The organism is uncultured Agrobacterium sp. (genome assembly GCF_913777885.1).
Lineage (GTDB): Bacteria > Pseudomonadota > Alphaproteobacteria > Rhizobiales > Rhizobiaceae > Agrobacterium.
The window spans coordinates 1-18,620 of sequence record NZ_CAJYTV010000027.1 but is presented as its reverse complement, the minus strand read 5'-3'; the positions used below and the strand labels follow the sequence as shown (position 1 = coordinate 18,620).

18 protein-coding genes, 2 pseudogenes and 1 riboswitch are annotated in these 18,620 nt (G+C 57.9%); of the genes and pseudogenes, 9 read left to right on the top strand and 11 right to left on the bottom strand.

Translation table 11 applies throughout. The annotated features are described in order from the left end of the window. A pseudogene (locus QZ869_RS21540) lies at positions 1 to 101 on the bottom strand (VapC toxin family PIN domain ribonuclease); the annotation flags it as partial. Further along, positions 98 to 352 carry a type II toxin-antitoxin system Phd/YefM family antitoxin gene (locus tag QZ869_RS21535; protein WP_296107309.1) on the bottom strand — a complete coding sequence of 85 codons (255 nt, stop codon included), beginning with the start codon at positions 350 to 352 and terminating at the stop codon, positions 98 to 100. The pseudogene QZ869_RS21540 and the gene QZ869_RS21535, both read right to left, overlap by 4 nt. A 429-nt stretch (positions 353 to 781) precedes the next feature. Between QZ869_RS21535 and QZ869_RS21530 the strand changes: the two genes are divergently transcribed. From QZ869_RS21530 to hutH, 6 genes are all read left to right on the top strand, one after another. Further along, on the top strand, positions 782 to 1,897 hold the full coding sequence (locus tag QZ869_RS21530) for an ABC transporter ATP-binding protein (protein WP_296107306.1): 1,116 nt from the start codon (positions 782 to 784) through the stop codon (positions 1,895 to 1,897). Continuing rightward, a complete protein-coding gene (locus tag QZ869_RS21525; protein WP_062445271.1) occupies positions 1,894 to 2,544 on the top strand; it encodes an ABC transporter permease in 651 nt (216 codons plus the stop codon). The genes QZ869_RS21530 and QZ869_RS21525 overlap by 4 nt, the downstream gene beginning before the upstream one ends. Then, on the top strand, positions 2,541 to 3,212 hold the full coding sequence (locus tag QZ869_RS21520) for an ABC transporter permease (RefSeq protein WP_296107303.1): 672 nt from the start codon (positions 2,541 to 2,543) through the stop codon (positions 3,210 to 3,212). Before QZ869_RS21525 ends, QZ869_RS21520 begins: the two co-directional genes overlap by 4 nt. Positions 3,213 to 3,275: 63 nt before the next feature. Further along, complete coding sequence (locus tag QZ869_RS21515) at positions 3,276 to 4,190, top strand: ABC transporter substrate-binding protein (RefSeq protein WP_296107298.1); 915 nt, start codon at positions 3,276 to 3,278, stop codon at positions 4,188 to 4,190. Positions 4,191 to 4,282: 92 nt separating this feature from the next. Continuing rightward, positions 4,283 to 5,023, top strand: a complete 741-nt coding sequence (hutC, locus tag QZ869_RS21510) for a histidine utilization repressor (RefSeq protein WP_296083664.1) — start codon at positions 4,283 to 4,285, stop codon at positions 5,021 to 5,023. Between the two features lie 77 nt (positions 5,024 to 5,100). After that, on the top strand, positions 5,101 to 6,597 hold the full coding sequence (gene hutH / locus QZ869_RS21505) for a histidine ammonia-lyase (RefSeq protein ID WP_296107294.1): 1,497 nt from the start codon (positions 5,101 to 5,103) through the stop codon (positions 6,595 to 6,597). Between the two features lie 14 nt (positions 6,598 to 6,611). Here hutH and QZ869_RS21500 read toward each other — a convergent pair whose 3' ends face one another. After that, positions 6,612 to 7,379 carry a PhnD/SsuA/transferrin family substrate-binding protein gene (locus tag QZ869_RS21500; protein WP_296107292.1) on the bottom strand — a complete coding sequence of 256 codons (768 nt, stop codon included), beginning with the start codon at positions 7,377 to 7,379 and terminating at the stop codon, positions 6,612 to 6,614. Then, entirely contained in the window at positions 7,376 to 8,299 is a 924-nt protein-coding gene (locus QZ869_RS21495) for a fatty acid desaturase (protein WP_296107289.1), read from the bottom strand. Before QZ869_RS21495 ends, QZ869_RS21500 begins: the two co-directional genes overlap by 4 nt. Positions 8,300 to 8,551: 252 nt before the next feature. Here QZ869_RS21495 and QZ869_RS21490 point away from each other — a divergent pair, with 252 nt between their 5' ends. Next, positions 8,552 to 9,388, top strand: a complete 837-nt coding sequence (locus QZ869_RS21490) for a helix-turn-helix domain-containing protein (protein ID WP_296107287.1) — start codon at positions 8,552 to 8,554, stop codon at positions 9,386 to 9,388. Positions 9,389 to 9,497: 109 nt separating this feature from the next. Here the strand turns inward: QZ869_RS21490 and nrdF are convergent, their stop codons facing one another. From nrdF to QZ869_RS21450, 7 genes and pseudogenes are all read right to left on the bottom strand, one after another. Beyond that, positions 9,498 to 10,472 (bottom strand): class 1b ribonucleoside-diphosphate reductase subunit beta, encoded by a 975-nt coding sequence (nrdF, locus tag QZ869_RS21485; protein WP_296107284.1) that lies wholly within the window; start codon positions 10,470 to 10,472, stop codon positions 9,498 to 9,500. A 26-nt stretch (positions 10,473 to 10,498) separates the two neighbouring features. Next, positions 10,499 to 12,664 carry a class 1b ribonucleoside-diphosphate reductase subunit alpha gene (gene nrdE / locus QZ869_RS21480; protein ID WP_367115341.1) on the bottom strand — a complete coding sequence of 722 codons (2,166 nt, stop codon included), beginning with the start codon at positions 12,662 to 12,664 and terminating at the stop codon, positions 10,499 to 10,501. Next, entirely contained in the window at positions 12,622 to 13,035 is a 414-nt protein-coding gene (gene nrdI / locus QZ869_RS21475) for a class Ib ribonucleoside-diphosphate reductase assembly flavoprotein NrdI (protein WP_296107278.1), read from the bottom strand. Before nrdI ends, nrdE begins: the two co-directional genes overlap by 43 nt. A gap of 9 nt (positions 13,036 to 13,044) precedes the next feature. Next, positions 13,045 to 13,269 carry a glutaredoxin-like protein NrdH gene (gene nrdH, locus QZ869_RS21470; protein ID WP_112499798.1) on the bottom strand — a complete coding sequence of 75 codons (225 nt, stop codon included), beginning with the start codon at positions 13,267 to 13,269 and terminating at the stop codon, positions 13,045 to 13,047. Between the two features lie 243 nt (positions 13,270 to 13,512). Beyond that, positions 13,513 to 13,733, bottom strand: a riboswitch (cobalamin riboswitch). Positions 13,734 to 14,855: 1,122 nt separating this feature from the next. Beyond that, positions 14,856 to 15,185 (bottom strand): Atu4866 domain-containing protein, encoded by a 330-nt coding sequence (locus QZ869_RS21465; protein ID WP_296107271.1) that lies wholly within the window; start codon positions 15,183 to 15,185, stop codon positions 14,856 to 14,858. Positions 15,186 to 15,291: 106 nt separating this feature from the next. Then, a pseudogene (locus tag QZ869_RS21455) lies at positions 15,292 to 15,837 on the bottom strand (nuclear transport factor 2 family protein); the annotation flags it as partial. A 97-nt stretch (positions 15,838 to 15,934) separates the two neighbouring features. Beyond that, complete coding sequence (locus QZ869_RS21450) at positions 15,935 to 16,993, bottom strand: aldo/keto reductase (protein WP_296107264.1); 1,059 nt, start codon at positions 16,991 to 16,993, stop codon at positions 15,935 to 15,937. Positions 16,994 to 17,090: 97 nt separating this feature from the next. Here QZ869_RS21450 and QZ869_RS21445 point away from each other — a divergent pair, with 97 nt between their 5' ends. Next, positions 17,091 to 17,981 carry a LysR family transcriptional regulator gene (locus tag QZ869_RS21445; RefSeq protein WP_296107262.1) on the top strand — a complete coding sequence of 297 codons (891 nt, stop codon included), beginning with the start codon at positions 17,091 to 17,093 and terminating at the stop codon, positions 17,979 to 17,981. Between the two features lie 131 nt (positions 17,982 to 18,112). Continuing rightward, positions 18,113 to 18,415, top strand: coding sequence for a transposase (locus QZ869_RS21440; protein WP_296107260.1), 303 nt, complete (start codon positions 18,113 to 18,115; stop codon positions 18,413 to 18,415). Positions 18,416 to 18,620 lie beyond the last annotated feature (205 nt).

Below are 18,620 nucleotides of genomic sequence, written 5' to 3'. Positions count from 1 at the left end.
GCATCGTGCGCACCTATCCAAGCCGTTACATTCGGATCGGCTTTACCGTCGCCGACCTTTCGAAGTTCGAAGATAACGTTTGTATCGAGTAAATATCTCAAGACAGATCAACTTCGCGGGCTGCTATAATCGATCGAGGAGGATCGAAATCGACGGCCGACAAACCCGGCATTGACAGCGCATCAAGAAGATTACGACCTTTTCCAGTCAGTCGCTCAAACTCACTGTATGTCATCAAGACGTGCGATGGCCTGCCCCGATCAGTTATAACGACAGGTCCAGCCCCAGCAGCCTTCTTTGCTCTGCCAACATCGTGGTTCAATTCTCGGCTGGTCAAACTGAAGGTACCCATATGAAGCTCCATGTAGAAACGTACCTACATATATGAGGTTTCTCTCCTCAATAAGGAACGCCCTCGTGGGAAATTGGGTTCTTGGTCAGGTTTTTGCTCTTGAGTGGGGTCGAACTAGGGACCCCGCGGCAGTTCTTTTGAGCGATTAGTCTAGAATGTATTGCGCTAGCAATACTCTAGCCACCAACGCGCGATCAGAAAAACTTTCGGAAGAGTTCATCGTAGCGACGCGCGCGAAAGAGGTCCGCGAAGAGACCGAACCCTAAGCTACTTTGCCACAACCGTCCCGCATAAATTTAAGCAATGTTTATTTGCGTAGATTCTTTGATCACCCAGCTTGCGGGGGCCTTATCTTCGTGCTTGTATAGACAACCAAGGGGCATCGGGATCAGGGGCTAAGTCCGATTGTCGACAAGAGGGAACGCGCCTATGATAACATTCGATCATGTCAGCAAGCACTATCGAGGCCCGACGACGGCTGTCGACAATCTGTCGCTGACTGCCCCCACCGGCAAGCTCACCATCTTCGTCGGGCCCTCGGGCTGCGGCAAAACGACGTCGCTTCGCATGGTCAACCGGCTGATTGCGCCCTCTTCGGGCAGAATTCTTCTCGACGGCGAACCGACGGACGCCATGGATGTTGCACTTCTGCGCCGCAAGATCGGCTACGTCATCCAAAATGCCGGCCTCTTTCCCCACCGCACCGTCGTACACAACATCGCTACAACGGCGCGGCTAACCGGAACACCCAAGGAGAAGGCTCTTCGCATTGCCCATGATCTTCTGGAGCGCGTCGGCCTCTCTTCCGCTTTCGCCAATCGCTATCCCTGGCAGCTTTCCGGCGGCCAGCAGCAGCGCGTCGGCGTTGCGCGAGCGCTTGCGTCTGACCCGAAATTCATGCTGATGGACGAGCCTTTCAGCGCCGTCGATCCGGTGGTCCGTGCTCAATTGCAGGACGAGTTCCTCCGTCTCCAGCGTGAAATCGGCAAGACCATCATTATGGTCACGCATGACATAGACGAGGCTCTGAAGCTTGGAGATCAGGTCGCGGTTCTGCGCACTGGCGGAACGCTGGCGCAGATCGCCACTCCTCAGGAATTGCTGGCACGACCCGCAGACGAATTCGTCGCCGATTTCATCGGACGCGACAGGGGGTATCGCATCCTGGGTTTTGCCGACTTCAACGATGATGGCGTGCAACTTGGCCAGGAACCGACAGCCACGCTCGGCGCTACACCGGAATCCCTTCGCCAGATTGCGACCGACAGATGGGTGCTCGTCGCCGACGCCGAGAACCGCCCGCTTGGCTGGGCCGATGTGGAAAGCATCAAGGCTCCTTTGAGAGAGGGCGATCTCAATCTCAGCGGCACACTTGCGGTGGAAGGCAGCAGCTTGCGCAACGTTCTTGACGCCGCCCTCAGTTCACCCTCTGGCCGAGGCGTGATCGTCGGTCCGTCAGGCACATTGGCAGGCACCGTCACCTTGTCTCATGTTGTCACCGCGATCGAGGCGGCACGCACCGGTCGCGCGAGGGCGCAAGCATGAGGTTCGATTGGCTGTACCGCGAGTCCGGCCGTATCGCCGAACTCTTCCTCTGGCACCTCTGGCTTTCTGTCATCCCCGTCGTCATTGGTCTCCTCCTCGCGCTGCCGCTTGGCTGGCTTGCGCACCGGGCCGGCTTCTTCCGCTCCACGATGCTTGGTGCGGCTGGTTTGCTCTACACGATCCCGTCGCTTGCCCTCTTCGTTCTGCTACCGCTCGCTCTCGGCACGCGCATTCTCGATCCGCTCAACGTGGTTGTCGCGCTGACGATCTATGCGCTGGCGCTTCTTATCCGCACTGTCACCGATGGCCTCGATTCCGTACAGCCCGATGTCATTCAGGCTGCAAATGCCATGGGTTATCGCACATTGCCGCGCCTTCTCTTCGTTGAGCTTCCGCTCGCCGTGCCGGTGATTGCCGCGGGCCTGCGCGTCGCGGTGGTATCCAATGTCAGTATCGTTTCCGTCGCAGCACTCGTCGGCACACCGCAGCTCGGTCTTCTGTTTACACAAGGGCTCCAACTGCGCTTCCTGACGCCAATCATCGCCGGTATCGTTCTGTGCGTGCTGCTGGCAGCTCTGCTCGACGGGATAGTGCTTTTTGCCACGAAACGCCTGACACCATGGCAGCCCGGAGGTGCAGAACGATGATCGCGTGGTTTTCCGATCCGGCGCACTGGACAGGCACCGATGGCGTCTTCGCGCTCGTCATCCAGCACCTGATCTATAGCGGCGTTGCCCTCTCCTTCTCCTGCCTGATCGGCCTGCCGATCGGTCTTTATGTCGGCCACACCGGCCGCGGCGTGGTTGTCATTGCTGGCCTTGCCAATGCACTGCGTGCACTGCCGAGCCTGGGTTTGATCGTGTTGCTCGTCATTCTCTTCGGTCCGGTCTTTGCCTCCGACATGGCGTTCATCGTGCCCAGCATCATTGTTCTCGTGCTGCTGGCCGTGCCGCCCATCATGAGCGCGACCTATGCCGGCGTTGCGGCGGTTGATCCAGCAGCGGTGGACGCGGCGCGCGGCATGGGTAAACGGCCTCTCGATATTCTTTTCGATGTCGAACTTCCTTGCGCCCTGCCGCTGATTTTCTCCGGGCTTCGGAGCGCGACGCTGCAGATCATCTCGACGGCGACCATTGCGGCTTACGTATCGCTTGGCGGTCTTGGTCGCCTCATCATCGATGGCCGTGCACAGAACGACTATTACCAGATGGCCGCAGGTGCGGTTCTCGTCGGTGTGCTCGCCCTTATGGTCGATCTGGTGATCGGCATCATATCGAGGCTCACGGTCTCACCAGGACTAACCCGCCGGGCATAGGGCGGGCATCAACCAAAACTGCATTTTCATTCTGAAGACGTTGACACAAAAGGAGTAGCTTGCATGGCATTCAATATCTTAAAAGCCGCCGGCGCATTCGCGCTGATCGCGCTTTCCGCCACCACGGCGCTTGCCCAGACCGATCCTCTCGGGAATGCTCCGGCTCAGCGTTCGGACACCTCCACCATCATCGTCGGTTCGGCCGACTTCCCTGAAAGCCAGCTTCTGGCCACGATCTATGCCAAGGCTCTGGCCGCTAAGGGCATCAAGACGGAAACCAAGCTCAGCATCGGTAGCCGCGAAGTCTATATGCCGGCACTTCTCGACGGCTCCATCGATCTCCTGCCGGAATATTCCGGCGCGACCTTGAGCTATCTCGACAAGAACGCCACCGCCCATTCGCCGGCGGACGTCGCTGCAGCACTGACAAAGGCGCTGCCAGAAGGTGTTGTCATGCTGACGCCATCTGCGGCTCAGGATTCCGATGGTGTGGCGGTAACCCGTGCCACTGCCGAGAAATACAAGCTGAAGACGATCGCCGATCTCAAGCCCGTGGCGTCCGAACTGGTGCTTGGTGGCCCGCCGGAGTGGAAGACCCGCAAGGAAGGTATCATTGGTCTGAAGGAACTCTATGGTCTTGAATTCAAATCATTCAAGTCTCTCGATGTCGGTGGTCCTTTGACGCTGTCGGCACTCCTGAACAATCAGGTTCAAGCGGCAAACCTCTTCTCGACTGACCCGGCGATTGCTGCCAACGACCTGATCATTCTCGAAGACATCAAGAACCTGTTCCCGGCGCAGAACATCGTTCCGGTCATTGCAAAGGCCAAGGTCGAGGATACGGTGACAAAGACGCTGGACGCTGTTTCGGCCGCGTTGACCACCAAGGACCTGATTGTGATGAACGGTCGCCTTGCTAATCATGACAGCTTCGATGTGGTTGCCGAAGAGTGGCTGACGACACACAAGTTGAACTGACCGCGGTTTGCGGGTATGGCACGCACCATACCCGCACACGCGCCCACGGACGCGTCAGACGCCGAACCTTGTCGTTCGCCTTTTGGAGCCTCATGCAAACGCTAGAGAAACATGTCGGCAAGCGGCAGGACGAACAGGCATCCGACAAGCCGCTCTACGTTACACTCAAGGACTATGTTCGAAGCCGTGTAGAAACAGGTGAGTGGTCGGTCGGCCAACGCGTCCCTTCCGAAAATGAACTGGTCGAACTCTTGGGCGTCAGCCGCATGACCGCCAACCGCGCGTTGCGCGAACTGGCCGATGAAGGCTTTGTCGTTCGAGTCCAGGGCAAGGGGTCTTTCGTTGCCAGCAAGAAGCGCACGTCGCAGTTTCAGAGCGTTCCCAATATTGCCGACGAAATCACCCGCAACGGCGGTGTCCATACAGCCAATGTCGTCGTACTGAAGATGGAAAGCTGCGATGCCGAACTGGCAGAGGCACTGTCGATCGAGATCGGCAGCCCGGTGTCGCATTCGATCATGGTGCATGCGGAAGATTCCGTACCGATGCAGATCGAGGATCGTTTCGTCAACCACGCCATCGTTCCGCACTATATCGATCAGGATTTTGGCAAAGCAACGCCGAACGGCTATCTCACCGCCATCGCGCCGATCGTGAGGGCCGAGCAGCATATCGAAGCGGTGACGGCGCAGCCGTGGGAGTGCAAGCTGCTTGCCATTTCCAAGACGGAGCCCTGCCTTCTGGTGCGCCGCCGTACATGGTCTGACGCCGGCGTCATCTCTTCCGTCCGCTTGCTTTACCCCGGCAGCCGCTATCGCCTCTACAGCACCTGATCCAGCGTCTGGGAAACCTGAAACCGCACAATCCAGACGAACCCTTTCATTCCATTGAACATTATCAGGAAAACCGAATGACCGTGTTGCTCGATGGCAGGCTGACTTGGCAGGACGTGGCAAATGTCGGCCAGGGGGAAACACTCACGCTCTCCGACGCCGCAATGCAGCGGATCGAAAACGCTCAACTGATCGTGGAAAGCATCGTCGAGCGGGGCATCCGCGCCTATGGCATCAATACCGGCGTTGGCGCTCTTTCGGACACCGTGGTTGATCGCACAGCACAGGGCAAGCTCTCGCGCAGCATAATCCTGAGCCATGCCTGCGGCGTCGGTCCGCTTCTGCCCCCTCGTGAGGTGCGCGCCATCATCGCCGCGCAGATCGCCAACTTCGCTCACGGATATTCCGGCGTGAGCCGCGAGATCGTCAGCCATCTCACCACCTTTCTCGAACGCGACTGCATTCCTGATGTCCCTTCCCGCGGATCGGCCGGCTACCTGACGCATAACGCGCATACGGCGCTGGTGCTTATTGGAGAAGGCTCCGCCCATATCGCCGGACGTGCCTTGAGCGGGCGTGAGGCCTTGGCGGAGCTCGGACTTGAGCCACTCACTCTCGGCTCCAAGGAGGGTTTGAGCCTCGTCAACGGCACCGCTTGCGCCACAGGTCTCTCCAGCATTGCGCTGAAGCGGGCCGCGCAATTGCTCGACTGGGCCGATTCCATTGCCGCCATGACGCTTGAGGCGGCTGGCTGCCAGATGCCGGCGTTCAGCGAGGCCGTCCTGTCGTTGCGCGTTTCCGATGGTATTACCAAGGTGGGCGAGGTGCTGCGGGCACGTCTTGCCGGCAGCGGACTGATCGAAGCTGCCAAGGGCCGGCGCACACAGGATGCGCTTAGCCTGCGCTCTATCCCCCATGCCCACGGCGCGGCCCGCGATCTGTTCGAAAACTGTGCCGCCATCGTTGACCGTGAACTCGCATCGGTTACCGACAACCCCGCAGTCGCCGGAACGCCGGAGGAGCCGCTTGTCTGGTCTGAAGCCCATGCGGTGGCGCCAGCACTCGGTCAGGCCGCCGACGCTCTTGCCATTGCCATTGCCCAAATTGCGGCCATGAGCGAACGGCGGATCGACCGCCTGGTCAATCCGCTGGTGAGCGGCCTTCCGCCCTTCCTCGCCTCCGACCCAGGCAGCCATTCCGGCTTCATGATCGCCCAATACACGGCAGCGGCGCTTGCGAACGAAAATCGCAGGCTTGCAGCGCCCGCCTCCACCGATGGCGGCCTCACCTCGGCGCTGCAGGAGGATTTCCTCGCCCATCCGACCGCTGCGGCCAACAAGCTTCTCGCCGTGATCGACAATGCCGAATACATTCTGGCTATCGAGTGGCTGGCAGCTACGCAGGCCCATGATTTTCTGGAAACAGTGGCGCGCAGAGCATCTGGGACGGACGCTCTCTACAGCCTGCTCCGGTCGCACGTCAGCCATTACTCGGACGATCGGCCGATCTCATCCGACATGGAGAAGACCAGAGCGCTCCTGGCGAAGACGCTGCCTCCCCATCAAACTATCTGAGGTGCGCGAAGCGCCTACATGAGGAAGTCGAGATGGATGTTTCTGGCGCGGATGAAGGGCAGGCCCTTGCGCCGCCCTGTCCAGCCGACGACATGCAGATCCCTCGCCGCTGGCTCATAGCGCTCAGCCAGCATCCACGACCGGCAGTCGATTGCCGCGAAGTCGGCTTCTCCCCGGGCGACAGCCGTCACCGACGCCCGATGCGCTCCGGTTTCCACCATTTCGGAAAACAGCTTGAAGCTTTCGCCCATGGCCCCCAGATCGCGCTTCAAGGCCAGATGGCCGGACATCGATCGGTGCTCGTTAAAGGCAAGTTTTCTTCCCCGAAACAACGAGATCGGCAAGACCGGTTCGCCGGTCTCAGGCACCATCACGCTGGCGCCCTCCCCTCTTCGACCAACAATGGCGCTCGAATAGAATATCCCCGAGCCCCCAAGGACATCATCATACGGGCTTTGCCCGATGACCTGGACATGATCCTGCAAGCCAAGCTCCATCGGCCCCCAACAGGTAGCGGAGACGAGAAGAGCCGGATGGCGCCACAGGACATCGAGATCGAGCGCATCCGGATCGAGCGTTGCCGGGTCTGGCGCGATGATCGATCCATCCTCGCCACGAATGCCGCCCGGAACCGGCGGCATGTCCGCATTGCGCCGAATGAGGTGCTCAGGCGCATCAATGCCATTTGCGATCAAGCGGGCGCGCATTATTTCCCAACTGCGATCCACATCCGATCGCACTTCCGGCCAGTCATACATCGGCAGAGCGGCAAGCCACCTCATGCAGGAAGATCCGGAATTGCGGTACCACCCGCGGCTTGATAGCTGGCTACCTGGCCCTGATGCTTTACAACGATATCGTTCGCGACGACCGGTTCCACCTTTCGCCAGGCGGGGTGCACCACCGGCTCCTTCGCCTTGAAAGCGAATGCACGGAAAACCTCGAAATAGTTGGCGAATACATATCCCTCGTTCATCCTTTGCCATTCTGCGCGTCCGGCACGATAGAGCGACGGCAATCTGTACCATGCGACGGTCGGCAGCTTGTGGTGTACGAAGTGCAGGTTGTTATAGAGAAAGAGCGGCGCGAGAAGCGAGTTCTCGACGATGATCGTGCGACCATCCGGCTGCTCAGCCCACTGATGCTCGCAGTAGGAGCGAATGGCGATAATGGAAACCCCGAGATAGGCGGAAACCCCAATGTAAAGCCAGACAGGAATGCCGAACAGATTCGAGACTACCAACAAGGTCGGAATGAGCCCGGCAAGGTGGAGGGTCCATGCCATGATGACCTTGCGATCGCCCTTGAAAATCTTTCGCCATTCGGAAGTGGTGAAACCAACCACCATCAGCGGCGGACCGATCAGCACACGTCCAATCAGAGTGTTGTTCCAGGCAAGCAGACGCTTCAGTAACGCTGGCATCGTCTCCCAGTCGCTCATGGCGCGGTAGTAACTCTCGGGATCATCGAAGGGATCGGTGAGACGCTCATCCGCATGGTGCTGAAGATGCGTCCGCTTGTAACTGCGGTAGGGGTAAAACACCCCGAGCGGAGCGAAGACCAGCGCCTCGTTCACCTTGGCACTCCTCGTCGGATGCCCGTGCAGAACCTCATGTTGAAGCGAAGAGTGAAGCGCGACCGCCACGCCCATCAGCACGAGCGCGACGATGGGATAGGCCGGATAAATACTATAGCCGGCCATCCCCCACAGGCCGTAGCATGCAAGAAGTAGAGCGACTGTCGGCCACTCTATTCTAGGCGCCGTTGTTCGGCGTTGATGGATTGCTTGGTGTTGCCTATCGAATGACGTGTCGCTCATCATATCCCCTGATGCTTTGCCCCGGGACAGAGTTTCACCGAGCCACTACGCGCACAATGAGAGTTTGGTGACCGGCCGTTGATTTTGATAACAGAAACTATACAATGTTGATAATAGTAAACATTGAGGTTGATTATGGACAAACGCGCTCTGGCGGAGCTCTTTCGTCTACGCTTGCTGGATCTGGTCACGCGGTCCGGTGACAGCCATTCGGCTTTTGCGGCCGGGATCGGCATCGACCGCTCGGCGCTATCACAGCTTTTGTCGGGTGATTCGGCGCGTCTACCGCGCGTGGAAACTCTTCTCAACATTGCCGAACGCCACGCCGTATCGCTCGATTGGCTGCTCGGCATCTCGCACGATCCAGGCCTGACGGGGGAACTGCGCCCGAGCTTCGAGATCGAGGAAGGCGGTGAGGACTATACCGACACGCTGCTGATGAAATGGCATGCCGAGGCGACTGGGTCGAAGATCCGCTACGTGCCGGCCCGCATCCCGGACCTTCTACGCACCCCGCAAATCATCGCCTTCGAAGCCGAAAGCGCGCACCAAAGTGTGAAAGCGCAAGCGAGCGAATCCGCCTTCCGGCTGGACTACAACCGCCAGCCGGGCACGGATATGGAAGTCTGCATGCCCTGCGAAACACTAGAAGCTTTTGCCCAGGGGCGTGGCATGTGGAGTGGGCTGAAGAAGGAGGTCAGAGCAACACAGTTGCAATACATGTCCAACCTCATCGACGAACTTTACCCTTCATTCCGCCTATTCCTGTTCAACGAAAAGGAAAAATTCTCGGTCCCCTACACGATCTTCGGATCGCAACGCGCGGCTATCTTCGTGGGCGGCATGTATCTCGTTCTCAATAACGCCGACTCCATACGTAAAATGCAACGCCACTTCGATGAGCTAATCCGATACACTCGCGTGCACGCACATCAAAGCGCTGATCATGTAAAATCGCTTGAGGTTCTTTGAACACGGAGAACACGTGAACTTACAGTGTCTCCGCTTTGAACTGAGCCGAACCCACGACCCCTCCTTTGCATTACGTTCGATCACTGAATAGTTCAGCTTCTACATAAGCTCAGAAATCCCAGTCTTCATCTTCCGTCGCCACCGCTTTGCCGATCACATAGGACGAGCCGGACCCGGAGAAGAAGTCATGGTTTTCGTCGGCGTTCGGTGAAAGCGCCGCAAGGATCGCCGGATTGACCTTGCAGGCCTCAGCCGGAAACAGGGCTTCATAGCCGAGGTTCATCAGCGCCTTGTTAGCGTTGTAGTGTAGGAATTGTTTGACGTCTTCCGTCAAGCCGACGCCGTCGTACAGCGCTTCAGTGTATTTCGTTTCGTTGTCGTAGAGCTCGAGGAGGAGATCAAAAGCGAAGTCCTTGATGTCCTGGCGCTTGTTTTCCGGCAGACGGTCCACCGCGCGCTGGAATTTGTAGCCGATGTAATATCCGTGCACGGCCTCATCGCGGATGATCAGGCGGATCATGTCGGCGGTGTTGGTGAGCTTGGCGCGGCTCGACCAGTACATCGGCAGATAGAAGCCGGAATAGAACAGGAAGCTCTCCAGGAAAACGGAGGCGACCTTTTTCTTCAGCGGATCGCCGCTGTCGTATTCGCGCATGATCAACGCGGATTTCCGTTGCAGGAATTCGTTTTCCTCCGACCAGCGATAGGCATCGTCCACATCCGGCGTCGAGCACAGGGTGGAAAAGATGGAGGAATAGGAACGCGCGTGCACCGCTTCCATGAAGGAGATGTTGGACAGCACCGCCTCTTCATGCGGCGTGGCGGCATCTGCCATCAGCTTGACCGAGCCGACACCGTTCTGGATCGTGTCCAGAAGGGTCAACCCTGTGAAGACGCGGATGGTGAGTTGCTGCTCCTCCGGCTTCAGCGTTCCCCATGATGGAATGTCGTTGGAGAGCGGCACTTTTTCCGGCAGCCAGAAATTGCCTGTCAGGCGGTTCCAGACTTCCAGATCCTTGTCGTCTTCGATGCGATTCCAGTTGATGGCGCGAACGCGGCTGGCGGGCTTTACGGCGATGTTCATTAGTTGATCTTTCGAAGCGTTCTTGTTCACAGCGCGCATGACACGCAACCCTGCACTTCCGTGCCTTCCAGAGCCATCTGACGCAGGCGAATGTAGTAGATGGTCTTGATACCCTTCTTCCACGCGTAGATTTGCGCCCGGTTGATGTCGCGGGTGGTGGCCGTGTCGCGGAAGAACAGCGTCAGCGACAGACCCTGATCGACATGCTGGGTGGCCGCCGCATAGGTATCGATGATCTTCTCAGGACCGATTTCGTAGGCATCCTGATAGTAGTCGAGATTGTCGTCGCTCATGAAGGCGGCGGGGTAATAAACGCGCCCGATCTTTCCCTCCTTGCGGATTTCGATCTTCGAGACGATGGGGTGGATCGAAGAGGTCGAGTGATTGATGTAGGAGATCGAGCCGGTCGGCGGCACGGCCTGCAGGTTCTGGTTATAGAGACCGGAGGTCATGACGGCCTGCTTCAGCGCAAGCCAGTCCGCCTGTGTGGGGATTGCGATGCCTGCCGTCACGAACAACTCGCGAACCCGCTCTGTCGCTGGTAGCCATTCCTGCTCAGTGTATTTGTCGAAGTATTCCCCAGAGGCATATTTCGACTTCTCGAAGCCCTTGAAGCTGACGCCTCGCTCGGCGGCAATCCGGTTCGAGGCGCGGATGGCGTGGTAGGTCACCGTGTAGAAATAGATATTGGTGAAATCGATGCCTTCCTCCGAACCATAGAAGATGCGCTCACGGGCGAGATAGCCATGCAGGTTCATCTGGCCGAGACCGATGGCGTGGCTGTCGTCATTGCCATTTTCGACCGATGGCACGGAAGAGATATGGCTCATGTCCGACACGGCCGTCAGCGCCCGGATCGATGTCTCGATGGTCTTGCCGAAATCGGAGCTGTCCATCGTTGCAGCAATGTTCAGCGAGCCAAGATTGCAGGAGATATCCTTGCCCATGACCTTATAGGAAAGGTCGTCATTGTATTCGCTGGCGTCGCTGACCTGAAGAATTTCCGAGCAGAGGTTGCTCATGGAAATGCGTCCCGCAATCGGGTTCGCCTTGTTCACCGTGTCCTCGAACATGATGTATGGATAGCCGCTCTCGAACTGTATCTCGGCGATTACCTGGAAGAAGTCACGCGCCTTGATCTTCTTCTTCTTGATCCGGGAATCCGCGACCATTTCGCGGTACTTTTCGGTCACGGAAATTTCGGTGAATGGGACGCCATAGACACGCTCGATGTCATAGGGCGAAAACAGGTACATGTCCTCGTTGTTCTTCGCCAGTTCGAAGGTGATGTCGGGCACGACGACGCCGAGCGACAGGGTCTTGATCCTGATCTTCTCGTCGGCATTCTCTCGCTTGGTATCGAGGAAGCGCATGATATCGGGATGGTGGGCGTTGAGGTAAACCGCACCGGCACCCTGACGCGCACCAAGCTGGTTGGCGTAGGAGAAGCTGTCCTCGAGCAGCTTCATCACGGGAATGATGCCTGACGACTGGTTCTCGATCTGCTTGATCGGCGCACCCGCCTCACGGATGTTGGTCAGGCAAAGTGCGACACCGCCACCGCGCTTGGAAAGCTGAAGCGCGGAGTTAATGCCGCGGGCAATCGACTCCATGTTGTCTTCAACGCGCAGCAGGAAACACGAAACGAGTTCGCCCCGCTGTTTCTTTCCGGCATTGAGAAATGTCGGCGTTGCGGGCTGGAAACGCCCGGAGACGATCTCATCCAGCAGCGACTGGGCGAGCGTTTCGCTTCCCTGGGCCAGCGTCAGGGCAACCATGCAGACGCGGTCTTCGTAGCGCTCCAGATAGCGTTTGCCGTCGAAGGTCTTCAGCGTGTAGCTGGTGTAATATTTGAACGCGCCGAGAAAGGTCGGAAACCGGAACTTTCGGGCATAGGCAGCGTCGAACAAATCTCGCACGAAATTGAAGGAATATTGGTCCAGAACCTCGCGCTCGTAATAGCCTTCGGTGACGAGGTAATCGAGTTTCTCCCGCAGATTATGGAAGAACACCGTGTTCTGGTTGACGTGCTGCAGGAAATATTGCTTCGCAGCTAGTCTGTCCTTATCGAGCTGGATTTTTCCTTGTTCGTCATAGAGGTTAAGCATCGCGTTGAGGGCATGGAAATCCAGTTCGGATTCCGATGTCTTCAAAGGCTTTTCGAAAGTGGTCGCGTCCAAATTCGTTCCAATCCGTGCTTGACGTTCGCGACGTCTTCCTCAGTGCCTATAAGCTCGAACCTGTAAAGGTAAGGCACGCTGCATTTCTGGGAGATGACATCGCCGGCGATCCCGTAGGTCGCCCCGAAATTGCTGTTGCCCGCGGCGATCACGCCGCGAATGTTTGCCCGGTTCTCCGCATCGTTGAGGAAGCGGATCACCTGTTTTGGAACGGCCCCTTTTCCACCTTCGCCACTGTAGGTTGGAAGGATCAGGACATAGGGGGCTTCGACCCGAAGGCTCTCGGAAGGACTAAGCGGAATCCGCCGCGCAATCATCCCCAATTTCCCGACGAAGCGATGAGTGTTTTCCGACCGGCTGGAGAAATAGACGATCTGTCCCATTGCTCCGGCTCAGGCCGCAAGCGTGCTGATCATATCCGGGCGGAAGCCCGCCCAATGTGTCTCGCCAGCCACCACAACTGGAACCTGACGATACCCCAGCCCCTGAACCAGATCGTAGGCATTGGTGTCTTCGGAAACATCCACGACGGTGTAGTCGATGCCCTGACGATCGAGCGCGCGGGTAGTGGCTGTGCACTGCACGCAGGCTGGCTTGCTGTAAACGGTAACGGTCATGATGATCCTCGTGAGATTTGAGTAGGCGTGCGATATCGATCGGGCGTGGTGAACGCCCATTCAGGAACTCGGAAATTAGGGCAGCCGAAATCGGCGGCAGGCGTTACCGCCCGCTATTCACGCGGATACTGACTAGAATGACGCGACATTGACTTCACCCCGAAGTGGTTGTGCGGAGGATCAGGGGAAGCGGCACGCGCAGGATCATTCCGCACGCAAACGCAGCCTTCGGACACCCCGCCCGTGGACGTATTCGTTTGAGGCAGGTCTCCTGGCTCACGGGTCGTCACATCCATCTCGCCTTCCCGAAACCTTTCGGCTCAGTGGCAGTTTGAGAAGGATGCTCGCCGCTTACAGTTGCGGGGGCAGCTCCGGCATTGCTCCGTCCACAATGAACGTCACGCACCGTATTCCCGTCTTAGCTTCCGACGCGAATCGGAAGAACCTCGAACACTAGATATGGTATACGGCGTGAAAAAATCGTCAACTGTTATGACTCTGTAACGGAAGGTAGACTGTGGATAAGCGTGGCTCGATCATAAAACATAAGTTCGTCTGCTTCTGAAGCGGCTAGCTTGACAGCGGACAGACCTTTCACGATGTAATTTTTCTCCCACGACATCGCTGTGGCCGTTTATCGTAAGACTGCTTGCCGCATTGCCCCTTAACGAAAACATAGCTACCCGTTTCGTGTGGAGCATCCACGATGACGAGAGCGATAGGCAGATTCGGTCTTCTGCTGCGCATCATGTGCGCGATTGCCTTCGTATGCGTTGGGTTTGCGCACAAGCCGTTTCTCCAAACACCGCAAATAACTGGTGACCTCGCCCAGTACACGCTACCGGATGGAACCCTACCGGTGTATTGTCTTCCAACGGACGACGGACACAGCAAGACCGATCACGGTCTAGGCTTAGGCTGTGAGCTTGCCGCCTGACGGCCACTTCTCTAGTCCCTACGCCGACCGATATACATGGTTCTCCAATCCTGCGGGAACTCGTGTTCGAGGCGGCGGCTCCCTCCGTGTCCACTTACCGGCAGCTTTTCCCGCCCAATTCGTCTCGACGAGGGCCGCCGTCCAGCGTCTGAGCCGTAGAGCTGCCGCATCGTCCCGCGATGACGGTCTTCTTCGTTTTGTACGCTTGGAACCGTGGCCTGTAGAATCGTTCGGCTTCCGAGCGGTACGCATTCGGACGGAATCTCATGCTTTCCTCATCTTTAAACGACACCCAGTCTGCGGCGTACTCTGACCTACCCTGCGGGAAGCCGGGCGGCTTCAGGACCAGTACTTCCACCCTGACTCCAAGACGCCATCTTTTTCTGCAATCCATGCGGCGCAACGCCTTCATCATCATCGAGGGCTGCGTTGTCATCTATCAAGAGCTTGCTGACGATCGCCGATACCGGGGCCGACACTCCACTACCTGCGCGGCCGCCACGTGCCGTAACCGCTACGGGCCTTCATAGATCTCTCGCGAAAGGCGGAGAGGTTACGATGAAAGGCGCGCCCTAACGGATGGCTTCAGGCAGACCTGGTTCGCCCATCGCTCTGATCCGTACTGCATTAGTAGAGGCTCGTCGGCATGTCACGGCGTCACCGACCTGCGGCGAAAGATCATGCCGCCATGGTGCAGTGTGCCCTCTTCGACGAAATCGCCATCGGCGGTGAAGCCTGTGTCGTCCCAGTACTCGATATGCGTGCCGTTGACTTCATAACGGCCTTCATAGGCTCGCTCACGCTGACCGCGGGCCTCGACATAACGTCCATTTGGCAAAAGTTCATGGCGGACACGATTGTCGTCGGTAATCCACATGCCTGCGTATGGATGGTTCGGCTGCAAATTGATCTCCTGTGCTTCTAGGGGTTGAATTGAAATTGTTGCCGCCGTGACGAATGTTGCAAATGTCTGTCTCATTGTCTGGGTCCGTTCAGCGTTGCTGTTTAAAGTTGCAGGTGAAAGCGTTGGCGCACTGCCCCGGTGCGGCAGACGGGACTTCTGCGGAAGCCGAGGGCGTTGGTTGTTGGAAGCGCGGGGCAATGTTGTCGACGACCTGCTGATAGGCAACGAGGTCTAGGACGGCTTCCGCATTGGCGACAAGGCCGTCCTTCATCTCGAATATCTAGACAAACTGGTTGCGATAAGGCGCTCCAGAGGTCGTGGTCGCCGTTCCGTCGAAGCGGATGATCATCGTGTCGCCATCGGCAACGATATTGTGTACCTCCGGCACGATCGGTGTCGCGAGACGGCTGGTTAGGGGACGCGAGGCCTGTTCAATGAAGTCTTGCTGGTTGCAATAGGTGCCGGAGACCGGTCCGGAGCCATGGATCGTCCAGACGACGTCGGGAGCGAGGAGCTCCGCGAAGAGGTAGGTGCCTCCTCGCCATTTTTCGAAGGCGGCTTCGATGATGGGCTTGTTCCGTTGCTCGATTGCGGCACGTTCCTGAGACTGCACCTGCGTTGCCGCGGTGTTGGCAATTGCGGCGCCCGGCATGGCGAGCAGTGCGAATGCGATTAAAGCTACCCGGCTCGGGCTGGCAGCCCGGCGGTCTGTTGGGTAAATGCTCATGGTATCGGTCCTTTCGTATTGCTGAGGACGTGTTGAGACCCGTCAACCGGCAACGACACTGCCGGCACCATCGACGGGCCTTCCATAGTTGCAAGGGTCAGTTACGGTGTTCGACTGCAGCGCCGCCGAAGATCAGTTGTTGGACGAGGGGACGCTGCGTAAAGCGACCCGGAAAGATTTGGCCCGGCGCGCTGACCCGGTCCAGACGGGCCACCTGTTCCGGCGTGAGCACCAGATCCAGAGCTCCAAGATTGTCTTCCGCCTGGGCGAGCGTGCGGGCGCCGACAATCGGCGAGACGACGGTCGGATTGGCCAGGGTCCACGCAAGCGCCACCCGTGAGGGCGTGGTACCAGCCTCTTCCGCAACGGCCTTCACTTCCTGCGCAATTTCGATCGCCCGTTCGTTCAGATGCCCGGACGACGCAATGACGCCCTTGCGGCTGGCGGACACGGCCGCTTCTCGTGAATCTTCAACGTCAACGAGAGAGTATTTGCCGGTCAGCACGCCACCGCCGAGAGGCGACCACGGCAAAACTCCGAGGCCGAGCGCAGCAGCCATGGGCAGAAGCTCATGTTCCACGGTCCGCTCCACAAGGCTATATTCTATCTGCAGCGCCACAAAAGGAGACCAGCCGCGGATATCGGCGAGAGTCTGCATCTGGGCCACGAGCCATGCAGGCGTGTTGCAGATACCGAGATAGAGAACTTTTCCGGACCGAACGAGGTCGTCGAGCGCCCGCATAACCTCGTCCGACCGGGTCGTCATGTCCCATGCATGCACATAAAGCAGGTCAATGCGATCTGTGCCGAGTTGCGAAAGGCTCTGCTCGACGGAGCGCACTATGTTGAGGCGATGATTGCCGCCCGAATTAGGGTTGCCCGGCTCTCGCGCCATGGTGAATTTCGTCGCAAGGACGATTCGCTCGCGTTTATCGCCGATATAGGTGCCAAGCAGTCGTTCAGCGCCGCCGTCGGTATAGTTGACCGACGTGTCTATAAAATTGCCACCTCGGTCGACATAGAGATCGAAAATGCGGCGGGCCTCGTCGCCATCCGCACCCCATCCCCACTCGGACCCAAAGGTCATCGTTCCAAGGCTCAACGGCGAAACGCGCAAGCCCGACCGTCCAAGAAGTTTATAATGATCAAGCGCCATGTCAGCTATCTCCTGTTTTGCGAGATCCAAGGTAAACACGCCAGGGAGAGCGAACAACTTGCCCAATGACGACCACCGTGGTAACTAAAGCTAACCAATGGCAATCGATCTGAATGGCATCTCCGTGTTCTTGGCCGTCGCAGAAGCGCAGAGCTTTCGCGCCGCCGCGGAAAATTTGGGCGTCACACGGCCAGCCATCAGCCAGGCGATCCGCCGTCTAGAAGACCGGTTGGGCGTGGCACTCGTCCATAGAACCACGCGCAGTGTCAGTCTCACAGAGGCTGGCGAACAGCTATATCAGCGGGTTGCGCCGGCGATTTCCGAAGTCGGACTGGCGCTTGACGCGACCACGGACCGCGACAGCGTACCAAGCGGGTTGTTGAGGCTGGCGGTGTCATCTATCGCTGAGCAGTTTATCTCAGGGCCGCTCCTTGCCCGTTTTACTGATGCCTTTCCAGACATTCAGCTCGATGTGACGGTCACTGACGAGGAATTCGACATTGTCGCGGAAGGGTATGACGCTGGGGTGCGTCTGGGCGAAGTCATCGATCAGGATATGGTCGCAGTTCCCGCCTCGGGCGACCAGCGTCAGTGCGCTTTCGCAGCCCCGTCCTACATCGAACGGTTCGGCAAGCCCGACCATCCTTCGGAGCTCTCTGCGCATCGGTGCATAGGTTGGCGTCCAACGCCTCGCAGCGCACCCTACCGTTGGGAATTCGGTGAGGAGGGGCGTGAGTTTGATGTGGCCGTCGATCCTCAGATTACCACCAATGATATGTGGCTTATGATCCGCACAGCATGTGCTGGCGGCGGCATCACCTTCGGTATGGAAGACACATTCAAGCCCTATGTCGAATCCGGTCAGCTGGTTCCTCTCCTTCAGGACTTTTGCCCTCCATTCGCGGGGTTTTTTCTCTACTATCCGAGCCGACGCAACCTCGCTCCAAAACTGCGTGCTCTCGTCGATCATGTGAAGAGATGGCGATAGCGCCCGCCCATCAAGCGCTGTCAACCGTGCCCGGCCTTGGCATTCGTATGCTACCTTGCGATTATCGTTAGGTACGCTCCGTTGCATTCGTCAGCGAATTCAATGGTGATAGGCCACATGAGGCGATCGGCATGAAAGTGCCTGCCGATCTCTATACCGCCTCTCTGCGGCCCTACCTTGGCCTGCCGGAGATCGAGTATCCCTTTCACGATCGCGACATCATCATCACCAATTGCGGGCGCGCCTGCCTCGATCGCAAGAAGATCAACATATCGACCGTGCTGGCCGGACAGAAACTGGGATTAAAGGAGGTGGAAGACGGCATTTGGCTCGTCAGCTTCATGCATTATGATCTAGGATATATCGACCTGGAACAGAGAACGCTGCAAACCATCGACAATCCGTTCGGCACGAGATTGTCACCTATGTCTTAGGTACAAACTGTTACCTATGTCTTCGGTTCGGACACGGTCCGATCCGACGCCTTGAGCCGAATCGAACTTACGACAGCACTGTTGTTTTACGTCGATCTCATCCAGACTCTTCAGGTTGTCAGAGACTTAGAATCCCAGTTCTTAATCGCGTTCGTCGGTGCCTCGTCAATCATAAGAGGACCGCCTCGAATTTCGGAATGCTGTT